The sequence below is a fragment of the Thermogemmatispora sp. genome, assembly GCF_042408735.1.
GTDB lineage: Bacteria > Chloroflexota > Ktedonobacteria > Ktedonobacterales > Ktedonobacteraceae > Thermogemmatispora.
The window spans coordinates 49,675-60,892 of the sequence record NZ_JBHOQV010000001.1 but is presented as its reverse complement, the minus strand read 5'-3'; the positions used below and the strand labels follow the sequence as shown (position 1 = coordinate 60,892).

General features: G+C 62.3%; 9 protein-coding genes. 6 read left to right on the top strand and 3 right to left on the bottom strand.

Features of this window, described 5'->3' with window-relative positions:
• The 3 genes from ACFMO7_RS00225 to ACFMO7_RS00215 all read left to right on the top strand — a co-directional run.
• A partial coding sequence (locus ACFMO7_RS00225; protein WP_376793527.1) for a helix-turn-helix domain-containing protein occupies positions 1 to 268 on the top strand: 268 nt, incomplete at its 5' end.
• A gap of 526 nt (positions 269 to 794) precedes the next feature.
• The gene (locus tag ACFMO7_RS00220) at positions 795 to 1,118 is read left to right on the top strand and encodes a hypothetical protein (RefSeq protein ID WP_376793526.1); all 324 of its coding nucleotides are present in this window, start codon (positions 795 to 797) and stop codon (positions 1,116 to 1,118) included.
• Between the two features lie 575 nt (positions 1,119 to 1,693).
• The gene (locus ACFMO7_RS00215; RefSeq protein ID WP_376793525.1) at positions 1,694 to 2,482 is read left to right on the top strand and encodes an enoyl-CoA hydratase-related protein; all 789 of its coding nucleotides are present in this window, start codon (positions 1,694 to 1,696) and stop codon (positions 2,480 to 2,482) included.
• 225 nt (positions 2,483 to 2,707) lie between these two features.
• On the opposite strand, the gene ACFMO7_RS00210 is transcribed toward ACFMO7_RS00215, so the two are convergent.
• Entirely contained in the window at positions 2,708 to 4,192 is a 1,485-nt protein-coding gene (locus ACFMO7_RS00210) for an APC family permease (RefSeq protein ID WP_376793524.1), read from the bottom strand.
• Between the two features lie 438 nt (positions 4,193 to 4,630).
• Positions 4,631 to 5,254 carry a PadR family transcriptional regulator gene (locus tag ACFMO7_RS00205; RefSeq protein WP_376793523.1) on the bottom strand — a complete coding sequence of 208 codons (624 nt, stop codon included), beginning with the start codon at positions 5,252 to 5,254 and terminating at the stop codon, positions 4,631 to 4,633.
• Positions 5,255 to 5,660: 406 nt separating this feature from the next.
• Between ACFMO7_RS00205 and ACFMO7_RS00200 the strand changes: the two genes are divergently transcribed.
• From ACFMO7_RS00200 to ACFMO7_RS00190, 3 genes are all read left to right on the top strand, one after another.
• Entirely contained in the window at positions 5,661 to 6,176 is a 516-nt protein-coding gene (locus ACFMO7_RS00200) for a hypothetical protein (protein ID WP_376793522.1), read from the top strand.
• 257 nt (positions 6,177 to 6,433) lie between these two features.
• Complete coding sequence (locus ACFMO7_RS00195; RefSeq protein ID WP_376793521.1) at positions 6,434 to 7,900, top strand: FHA domain-containing protein; 1,467 nt, start codon at positions 6,434 to 6,436, stop codon at positions 7,898 to 7,900.
• Between the two features lie 729 nt (positions 7,901 to 8,629).
• A complete protein-coding gene (locus ACFMO7_RS00190; RefSeq protein ID WP_376793520.1) occupies positions 8,630 to 9,859 on the top strand; it encodes a M48 family metallopeptidase in 1,230 nt (409 codons plus the stop codon).
• Positions 9,860 to 10,000: 141 nt separating this feature from the next.
• Here the strand turns inward: ACFMO7_RS00190 and ACFMO7_RS00185 are convergent, their stop codons facing one another.
• Complete coding sequence (locus tag ACFMO7_RS00185) at positions 10,001 to 11,065, bottom strand: LLM class flavin-dependent oxidoreductase (RefSeq protein ID WP_376793519.1); 1,065 nt, start codon at positions 11,063 to 11,065, stop codon at positions 10,001 to 10,003.
• Positions 11,066 to 11,218: the final 153 nt, after the last annotated feature.

Genomic DNA, 11,218 nt, shown 5'->3' with positions numbered 1-11,218 from the left:
AGAGGGGTACGCTGTGCCCGAGGGGGTAAGGGGGAGAGAAGCTCTCGGGCACCCGGCACGACATTCTACAAAGAAAGGACAGATCATGGAGGAACTACTGACCATTAGCGAGGTTGCCAGAGTCTTGCGCGTCGATGCGACCACGGTGCGCCGTTGGGTAAAACACGGTGTCCTTGATGCCGTGTTGCTTCCCCACAAGGGTCGTCGCCACTGCTATCGCATCAAGCGAACTACGCTTAATAAGGTCATGAACTCGACCAACGTGTAGCGCAAGTCCGGCCTCCGCGCCGCCGCGCTCCCCAACGCCCGCCGGCTCCTTTCCCCTGACTGCCAACAAAACCGCGCAGGGTCACGGTTGGGCCAGGCCAGGCGCGGCGCACATCTAGACAGCTGATATGAGGTTCTCGCTCGCCGCGCTGCGAGCGTGCAATCAGGGCGGGACCAGCGATCCTCTGCCTGCCTTGCCTCTGGCAGAGCGCTGGTCATCGCCCTGACTAATTTTTAGAGTGAAATAGATATCAGGTCCCGCTGAAGCACAACTCCGCTGCAAAATGCCCCCTCCTTTCCTGCCCGCCTGCCTGCCCCCCTCTTGCTCCCGCCTTCCGGCGCACTCGCGGGGTGGAGGCTCCATCTCTCTGAGTGATATCATGTTGGTGCTGACGGAGCGATGGGACCCTGCGATCGCGCTCCGGCTCCTATCGCCCCGGCATTGCCGCCGCCTTGCCGTCTGAAGAGAGGTTGCTTCCTACCCTATCCTGCTACCCTATCGGGCGCGAGCAGCCGTGAGAAGAACGATGGAGTTCTGGATCTGTTTAGCCGGTGGCACCCGGTTTGCTTCCAGCCAGGAGCCACTCCGTGCGTGCCCCGTCCGTCTTGATCAGCGCCAATACGTGGGCTATGAGGGCCTGCGCTGGAGAACGCAGGCTGCTCTGCAGGCCCACGCTCCCCGCAGCGTTTTCAGCCTCAGAGAGCAGGAGCGGCCTCTGGCGAGTATTGGCTACCAGCCAGCCTTTGCCAGCGGTCAGCAGGCTCTGCTCTGGCGGGACCAGTCGCCGAAGGCAACCTTCTTCGCTGGGACTGTATTTTCTTTCTCGCTCGATGAGGAAGGAGATGAGTGAACGGGTCCAGGCTCTTCGCGGGCCTGGTCTATCTCCACGAGGCTGTTCGACGATGGGTGGGCCTCTCTATGAACGCCTGAGCTGCTGGACCAGGGAAGAGGCTCTGGCGCTGGGGAGAGCCGATCCTCATGGGCCTGAGAGGTCTTTTTTTCGGGCACGGCTCTCTACTGACCTGGCCCGAGGAGAGCACAGCTCAAGGCGCCCTGCTCGGCGACGATCTTGTTTCGCCGGTGGCTGACCGGCGCGGGGCAGGCTTTTTCTGTACAGCTACCCGAATCTCAGCCTGTTGCCGGCCTTCGGGGTCAGGTCTGTCTGGGCCACGGGTGTGCCTCTATGGGGTCTGCTTTGGGGCTGTGGTCCTTGTGGAGGCCCAGGCGACGGTGATTGAGGCGCTCTGCTGAGGGGTGTGTGCAGGCCCTGGCCCCTGGCGGACCAGTTGCCGGTCTGGGCCAGACGATGGCGTTCTCTCTGTCCCTTGCTCGCTCGCTCAGGGGCCATGACGAAGAAAGCCGCATTGTCGTCGACAATTGTTGCCTCTGTCGGCGGAAGCTAGTGCGACGAAAGGAGTCTGTGCTATGCAGTATGAACTGGTTGAGGTGCGCTACGAAGGCGACTACGCTACCATTACGCTGAATCATCCTCAGCGGCGCAATGCCCTCTCTCTCAAGATGATGGAGGAGCTAACGGCGGCCTTTGCCGAGGTGGGGGAAAGTCCTGTGCTGGGGGTCACTCTGGCCGCCAACGGCCCAGCCTTCAGTGCCGGCCATGACTTTGCCGATATGGTCGGTCGAGACCTGGTGGCGATGCGCCAGCTCTTGCGGGTCTGTACCCGCTTGATGGATACAATCCAGGCCATTCCCCAGCCGGTCCTGGCGCGCGTTCACGCTATTGCTACCGCCGCTGGCTGTCAGCTTGTGGCAACCTGCGATCTGGCGGTGGCTTCAACGGAGGCGCGCTTCGCCACTCCTGGCGGAAAGGGAGGCTGGTTCTGTACGACGCCGATGGTGGCCGTCAGTCGCAATATTGGACGCAAGCGCGCTTTAGAGATGCTCTTGACGGGCGAGCCGATCGATGCCCAGACGGCCTACGAGTGGGGTCTGGTCAATCGCGTTGTGCCGCCCGAGCGCCTGGTAGAGGAGGCTCAGCGCCTGTTAGAGGCGGCCACACGCGGCAGCTTTATCTCGAAGGGCCTCGGCAAGCAGGCTTTCTATGCGCAGATCGACCTGCCGCAGCCTCAGGCTTATGCCTATGCCCTGGAGGTGATGGCGGCCAGCTCTCAATTGCCCGACGCTCAGGAGGGCATGCGGGCCTTTCTGGAGAAGCGCTCCCCGCGCTTCCAACGCCCTGGCGAGCGGACCGGCTAGAGGCGGAAGCTCACTGCCAGACGGTGATCGCAGGCTGCTCTCCGTCTATGGTCCTGGCTGGCGAAGGCAAAGCCTGAGATGCGCTCCTCTAGAGGGGACGCTCTCGCCGGGCGGCTTCAGCGCTCAAGGATTTCCGCCAGGCGTCCCGAGCGCTGCCAGCCGCCTCCGTGTGCTTGCCACCGGGGATCCTCGCGGGTCGCTGGCCTGTCGGCGGGATCCCTGGGGTCAGGTCATGCGCATGCGCTGCCAGCTCGCCTCGCTACTGGCGTAGATGCTGCCTATGAGAGCGGCGATCAGCAGGATGCTCATCAGGCCCATAACACTGTATTGCCAGTGAGCGTTGTCGAGCTGCTGGGGGATCCAGGAAACCAGAAGCGAGGAGACGACCGAAACGAGCGACGTCAGCGGGCCAATCGCGATAGCTGGCCACAACAGCCAGCGCGGGATGATCAGCCTCGATTGCATCTGCTCCGGCCGCTTCAGCAGGAGCAGTGCCAGGTCAACGTAGGTGAAGATCAGAATGGTCTGCCAGACGGTCCCCACTGAGGCGACGCTGACGTTGTAGAAGATCACGGAGAGATTTCTCGCGTCAGCAAAGAAAAGAATGTAAGGGATGACAATGAAGATCAGCAGGGCCAGCAGCGCAGAAAGCGTCGTCTGGAGCGCGATGGCGGTGGTTGGCACGCGCTCGCGGCTGAGCTGCCCGAAGCGTCCCGGAAGGCGCTGATCAATGCTGCCTACGAAGAGAACGCGAGCGAACGAGTAATTGTAAGCTGTAGCGGCCATTAGGTAGCTGAAGAGCAGCGCCACGACCGTGATGTTGCCGGCCCATTTGCCCAGGACGGTATCGACTACGCCCACCAGGGCGAAGGGATTGGCGGTCGAGCCGGCTCCCTGGACAAGCAGGAGGGTAAGAGTGCTGGCCAGGTAGCCGAAGAGCACAACCAGGGTACTCCAGCGGAGGTAGCCCGGAATAGCCTCGCGATCGTAGACCTCTCCACCCATATTCAGGGGCATAGCGGCCCCACCAAAAGCGCCGCAGATCAGACCAAAGAGGCTCAGATGCGCCAGCGTAGGTATCCAGTCGGCGGGTGTACGGAAGCTGGTAGCTGGCTGATGGCCTTGCAGCAGCCAGAGGGCCCCGGCTCCGCCGATGAGAGCGATGCTGAGCAGGCTGGCGCAGAAGCCAACATTGACCAGGTTTTGGGCGGTGCGCAGGCGGCGGCTGGCAAGAATGCCCGACAGGACAATCAGGCCGATAATTGCTAGCCCCTGTTGCCAGGGCTCAGTGAGCCAGCCGTGGTTCAGTCCCTGGAGATAGCTCACCATGCTGGCGGCAGAAATCACGATCAGCAAAGGACCGGGCAGCCACCAGCAGAAACCGACAAGGAAGCTCCAGTAGCGACCAAGAGCATGGTGGGTCCAGCTATAGAGGCTGCCATCGTGAGGGAAAAGCACGCCGAGTTGAGCAGAGACCAGCACAGACGGCAGAAGGTAGAAGAGACCTCCACAGAGCCAGAGAAGCAGCGCCGCCGCGCCGCCGCTGGCGGCAGTTGCCGAATTGCTCAGATAGAGCATGCCCAAGACGCAGAGGGCCGTCAGATCGAAGGTTCCCAGCATGGGAGGCATGGCCCTGGGCACATAGCTTTCCGAGGGAAGCTCTTGCTCCGCTTCTCCTGCCGACTCAGACGTGACAGATGATTGCCTCATTGGTTCTCCTCTAGGTCTTGTGAAGACTGAGTAGTCAGAAGAGGCCCAGGCTGCTTGACGGAAGACCTTGTACTAGGAATAGACAGGGCAACCTCCCTGGCCCTCTGCCAGCTCGCTCTGGCCCGCCTTTCTTTGCCGTCGTCGCTCCTCCTGCCCGTAAGGATCCTGCTCCGAGCAAGAGATGTTGCCCCTCGCCCCTCATTCAGAGGCGGGTTCTCGCTGATTATGCAGGGCAGATTCTGGCCGGGGCGTCCGGTTCTTCCTGGCACCTCTCGTCTGGCTCAATTCTGTTGGTCAGGAGGCCCGAAATGGAGAGAATCTGAGATTCTCTTTGAGAATATCACAGGTTTCTTGCTGATTGCCAGGAGAAGGGGGGAGGTAGCCGTATTGGGGGGCAAACCCCGGTGTAAGAGGCAGCTCTTGGAAGAGATGCTCGGACTAGGTGTTATCGGATAAGCGTTGCTTCAAGCGAGCGATCGCGCGCTCGGTGACCTCCAGGCCCGCACGCAGCACCGCCTCTTTGTATTCGCGAACGAGCATCTGATACTCCAGCAGGCGGGGGCGTCGCGTAGGCCGATTGGCATATTGTTGACGTGCCCACTCCATATGTTGCAGTTGCCGAAGCAGGCTCTCGCGGTGCTGCAGAAGATGCTGAAGGGCGGTGGCATCGGAGGTCTCGCCGCAGAAAAAGAGCTTGGTCAGAAATTCATCTTTGGTAAAGCGCTCGGGAATTGGCTCGCAGAGCCAGCGGTCCAGCTCAGCCTGGCCTCGTGGTGTCAGGCGATAGAGTTTGCGATTGGGGCGGCTCTTCTGCTCAATGACCTCGACCTCGACCAGACCTTCGTGTTTGAGGCTTTTGAGAGTGGTGTAGATCTGGCTGCTGCCAGCGTTCCAGTAGCTGGCGATCGCCCGGTCAAACGCCTGCTTGATGTCGTAGCCGGTCATCGGACGGGTACCGAGCAGCCCCAGGATGATGTAGCGCAGGGTATTGCGCGAAGCGAGGGAACTGGAGCTGGCCTCTTCTTCCTCTTCGTACGCTGAGTGGGACAATCCTTCAACCATAGGACCTCTTCTCTCTCTGCTCTCTGGCCTGGTGCTATCTTAGGGCGTCGTCGGGACGCCTGCGCTGGGCGGCTGGCCTCACGGAGGCTTCCCGGCCGCCGGGAAGCCCGTGTCGGAGTCGTGCGGCCATTGCATCTCTCTATTATAGCATTGTACTCGCCGTGGCGTCGGGCCGGGGAGCGGGCTGAGCTTGGCCGGGGATCCCGGCCTGGCAGGTCTGAGTTGGCATCAAAAATTTTAACCTCTCTTTCTCCGAGTCGTATATCTTTACGAAATGAGACTTCCGCCTGGTGAAGGGGGCGCGTCGCCGGGGGCGAAACCACTCCGTGAGGGGGCCTCATCCGAGAAGGCAAGAATTGAGCAAAGCAAAGTAGAAAAAAGAAGAGAAGGCAGAACAGGAGAGTATATGAGTACCCGTTTCTACAATACCCAGGACATCGATCTGGAGCGTCTGGCCCATGATCTGGAAAGTATTCTGCGGGCGCAGGGCTACCAGACCCAGCAATTTGGCAGCGGCGATCAGAAGGTGGTACAGTTGAGGAAGGGGGGCGACTTTGAGCGGCTGCTCGGCCTGCAGGCGGCGCTGGCGGTGGTGATCCAACGCACGGCAGGGGGGATCTCGGTTACCACCGGTCAACAGCAGTGGGCCGAGAAGGCGGTCGTAGGGGTGGCCGGTATGGCTATTCCGCCGCTGTGGCCCTTGCTCTTTACGGCCGGCATCGGCGCGGTGCGGCAGGCCACGCTGGCTAACGAAGTGCTCTGGATTGTCGACGGGCTGATTCGGCAGCAGCAGCCGGGGGTGCAGAGCTGGCCGCCCGCCCCGGGCTTTGGCTTCCCTGGCTGGCAGCCGCCGCAGCCGCCTCCTGCGCCGTCTGGGCCGCAGTCGCCCCCTCCTTCGACCGAGCCGTCGCCCGCGCAGTAGACCCAGACCGGCGGTAGGTAGGTTGTGAGGCCGTTGACACGCCGCATGGCGAGCTAGATGCGCTTGCTGGCGAGATGAGGCCGCGCCGTTTCTGTCACCGGTGGGGAGGCGGCGCGGCTCCTCCCTGCTCTGTTGAAAACCTGCGCCATGAGCAGCTTGCTCGTTCTCTGTCGGCCGATAACGAGGGAAGCGCGATTGTTGGCTGTGGTCGGAGAGCGAGCGAGGAGCGCCTCGCTACCGCAGAAGAGGAGAGACCAATGGATGCCCGATTCTATACAACACAAGATATCGATATACCACGTCTGGCTAGCGACCTGGAGAATGTCTATCGTGCCAAGGGCTATCAGACCCAGCAGTTTAGCAATTCCGATCAGGCGCTGGTGCAGCTGAAGAAGGGGGGGGACTTTGAGGCTGTGCTTGGCATGCAGGCTGCCCTCTCGTTGACGCTGCAGCGTGTCTCGGGGGGAATGCTGGCCATGATTGGTCAGCAGCGCTGGTTGGATAAAGCGGCGGTAGGCACTATTGGCGCTGTGGGGGCGATGGTGATTCCAGTCCTGCTGCCGCTGGCGATTACCGCCGGTGTAGGAGCCGTGCGTCAGGCAAGCCTGGCGAATGAGGTGCTCAACATTGTTGATGGGCTGGTGCGCCAGCAGCGACCAGAAGCTCAGATTGGTCCCATTCCCCCCTCTTTGCTGCCGCAGATTCAACAGCAGTGGGGGATGCCAGGGATGGTGACCGGTCCCTATGGGACGGTGCCAACGCCCGCCCCTGGCTCGCCTTCGTATGTGCCGCCCTACGTGCCGTCAGCGCCGACGCCGGCTGCGCCAACCGTTCCCAGCGCCGGTCTGCGCTGTCCTCAGTGCAATACCCCGTATGAGCCAGGCGATACGTTCTGCTCGGGCTGCGGGAGAGCGCTCAAGCTGCTCTGTCCAAAGTGCAAGACGGAGTTGAAGCCCAATGCGGCCTTCTGCCCCAAGTGCGGCGCGTCAACCTTCCAGGCTCAGGGTTCAGCAGCCCAGGGAGGCCAGGCACCCGCTCGACCGGCGCCCACGCCGGCTCCTGCCCCGCCCAGACCGCCGGCTGCTCCTGTGCCGCCGGCCAGGCCGCCGATTCAGCCATATACTTCCCAGGTGCCGGCCCAGCCGCCGGTGATTCCCAAGCCGACGGTGACCTTTATCCCGGGGCCGGGCGCTCAGGGACAGGGGACGGAGGTCAGCGGCAGTGCCGAGCCAACTATCGCGGCCTCTCCCTCGACCGCCGGGCAGACCCCGGTCTATCAGCCGTCGACGCCGACGCTGTCTCCAAACTCTCCAACTCCAGTGGCCCCGCAGTCGCCGCCACCCCCAGGGCCTCCGCAGCCAATCAAGGCTCGTCCGGCCGGTGGCCCGCGGCCCGATCCTAATGCCCCCTGGGGACGGCTGATCTTCAGCGATGGCCGCGAGCTTGTTCTGGCGGGCGAGCGTCTGGTGGTCGGGCGCTACGACCATGACCTTGGCGGCTTGAAGCCCGATATCGATCTTGGCCCAATGGAGCATGCCGACACGGTCTCACGTGTTCACGCGCTTCTGGAGCATGTCGGCAGTACTTTTACGCTGACGGATCTGAACAGCACCAATGCGACGCGCATCAACGGGCGGCGCCTGGAGCCGGATAAGGCAACTCCTCTCAACGATGGCGACTCGCTCCACTTCGGTAAGGTTAGCTGCACGTTTCGAAAGTTCTAAGGGCCTGCCCGGCGCCTCTCTCCCCGGTCTGATCTGCCGTTAAGCGGTCACGCCGGGGAGCGCTTAACTAACGGCAGCGCGGCTTCTTGACCGCTGGCCTCGTCCGATCCTGGCCTTTTCCCTGGCAGAGAGAGCCAAGAGACCGGGGCAGAGCTGATCCCCGCCGGCGCCGAGACTGCTACTGGTCCTGGCTGGATGGAGACCTCGGATCTCTGGCTGGCGCATGGCTCGGCTGGCTCCAAACGCTTGTAGCCCGAAGAGCTGGTAGAGCTGGCCATCATCTTCATCTGGGTCCGCTGTCTTGGGTATCATCTTCGTGGGGCCTTGGGTAGCGTCTCGCCTCCTGCTCGTCCCTCCGAGCTGGTCTGCTCCTTTGCCTGTAGCATATATATGCACTATATATGGTGCCTGACCCGGGCCTTTCCCTGGACCGGGCCAGCGCCTCCGAGGGCCAGTCGATGGTGAGCGACCAATGCCGCCTGCCTTCCTCGCAGGTTGATCTTCAGGATTCGGAGCGCCTGTCTGCTCTGGCGTCGAGTGACGAGCGCCCGCAGGTGTGCTCCCCGCTAGACCGGCGATGCCGGGATCTATCTAGAGGGAGGCGGTAGAAACAGAGGCCAAGATCGACTTGCTCTGGCCAGGACCTATGCGTTAAGATAAAGCGAAACAAGACGAGACGAGGCACTGCGGGCACTGCCGCTAACTATTGTGTGGAGAGAGGTAGTCTGTATGCAACAAGAGCAGTATCCACAACAACCGGAGCAGAGAGAAGGAAGTGCGTCCGAGCCGGCCCAGCTTGATCCCCAGCGCCAGCAGCAGGCGCGCGTCTATGCCCGCATCCGGCGACGCCTCTGGCTCGTGGGGCTGGCTATCGCTGCTGTCGGCCTGGTAGTGCTCTTTCTCTTCCGGCTCGATCTCTGGCTGCGCGACCTTCTGCAGCCGCTGGCCTGGCAGCCCCTCACGGGCTGGTATCCTCTACAAGTAGCCTGCTACTTCCTGGTCCTGCTCCTCGTCTATGAACTGATCAGTGCCCCCCTGACCGTCTATCGCGGCTATGTGCTGCCGAGACGCTATGGCCTCTCGGTGCAGACGCTGGGAGCCTGGCTAGGGGATCTGTTCAAGGGATTGCTGCTGAGTGTCATTCTTGAACTGGCGGCTCTTGAACTTATCTATCTTCTGCTGGCCACACAGCCGCTGACCTGGTGGCTCTGGGTGGCGCTCGTGATGCTCTTCTTCTCGGTGGTGCTGGCCAACCTGGCGCCGGTCCTGATTCTGCCGCTCTTCTACCGCTTCACGCCTCTCCCCGATGGCGAGCTAAAGGCCCGTCTGCTGGCCCTGGCCGAGCGGGCCCGCACGCGGGTGCGCGGCGTCTTCACCATGCAGATGAGCAGCAAGACCACTGCTGCCAATGCCGCCCTGATGGGCCTGGGCAACACGCGTCGCATCGTCATCGGAGATACCTTGCTCGATCAGTACACGCCGGATGAAATCGAAGTCGTGCTCGCTCACGAGCTGGGTCACCATGTTCACGGCGACATCTGGAAACTGATCGCCAGTCAGTCGCTCTTGACCCTGGTTGCCCTCTACCTGGTCAATGTCACGCTGCACTGGCTGGCCACCCCGCAGCTTGGCTATCACGGCCTGGCCGATCCTGCAACCCTGCCCCTGATCGCTCTGGTCAGCGCGGTGGTAGGGCTAATCTGCATGCCGCTGGGCAATGCCATCAGCCGCCATCTGGAGTACCAGGCCGACGAGTATGCCCTGCTGACGACTGGCAAGAGCGCGGCCTTTCAGAGCATGATGACGCGCCTGGCTAACCAGAATCTTGCCGAGGCCGAGCCGGCTCCCCTCGTCGAGATCCTCTTTCACGATCATCCTTCGATCAAAAAGCGGCTGGCCCATGCCGAAGCCTTCGCGCGCCGCCAGAGTCGCGATGATCTCAGCCTGGCCAGGCCCTAGCCCTGGATCGGGTCAGCGTCGGGCCGGCCAGCGGCCGACGTCGGGCGGAGCGGGCAACCTCCAGGCCAGGGACGGATAACAAGGCAGGGTGGACAGCGCGTCCGTGGCCTGGACTGCCTTTCCGCCTGATAGCAAGCCCTGTCAGGAGCGCAGAGCTTCCATCAGGGCGCTCAGAAGTTGGCCAGCCTCGTCTACCGAGCCGCCCGGCATACTGAGCAGCGGCTGATCCACACCGCGCTCCGCCCAGAGATCGAGCCTGGCCACGATCTCGTGCGGCGTGCCCACTATGGAGACCGCATCGAGCAGCTCTGGATCAACAGCCTCGATGGCGCTCTTCATGCCTTGCTTCCAGCCCTCGATCACCGCCTGCACCTGGGTCCCATAGCCGTGGCGAGTCAGCATCTCGGCGTAGTAGACTCCCATCTTTCCAATATAGTAGGCCAGGGGGGCCGCGGCCTGATAACGAGCGGCCTGGCGCACCTGCTCATCGGCATTGGCGGGCAAAATCACGCTCGTAATGTACGGAGCGATCAATGCGCTGTGGGGAGGACGTCCGGCGCGCTCTGACCCCTCGTCAAGCTGCTGACGCAGCTCCTGCCACTTATGACCAGGCCAGTAGACCGGCAGCACCCCGTCGGCGATCTCTCCCGTTTGGATCACGTTCTTCGGCCCCATTGCCGCGATGTAGATAGGCACATCCGCGCGCAGCGGCGTAAAGCGCAGCTTAAAGCCGCGCTCCAGCTTAAAGAACTGCCCATGATAGACCAGCTTCTCATGGCGCAGAATCATTCTGATGATCTCGACGTACTCGCGCGTGCGCTGGAGGGGCTTTTCGAAGGGGACACCGTGCCAGTGTTCGATCACGTTAGCCCCCGAGGGGCCGAGGCCGAGAATCATGCGCCCCCCGGAACGCTCATCCAGGGTGGCGACAGTGCTGGCGATCAGGGCCGGGGTGCGGGAGTAGATATTGGCAATGCCGGCGCCAAGCTTAATGCGCCTGGTCGCGCGTGCCAGATCGGCCAGCGAGGTGAACAGCTCGTAGCCCCAGGACTCGCCCAGCCAGACGGAGTCGAAGCCCAGCTCATCGGCAATCTTGACCTTCTCGACAATCTCGTTCCAGGCTCCGGGGAATTGCGGCGAATCAGCCACCAGCCCTACACGGCTGCGATAAGCCTTCGTCGCTGCAGGCGCGGAATCAGCGTTCATGCCTGCGTACCTCCATTGGTAGAATTTGCTCCTATGCTGAAATTATAGCGTATGCTCGCCTGGGGCTGGCTGAAGGGAAGCTGCCGCCTGGCCTCTTGCTAAGCTCGTTCCTCTATTGGTTCAATACTGGCCTGCGCCGGCCCAGGACGAGTG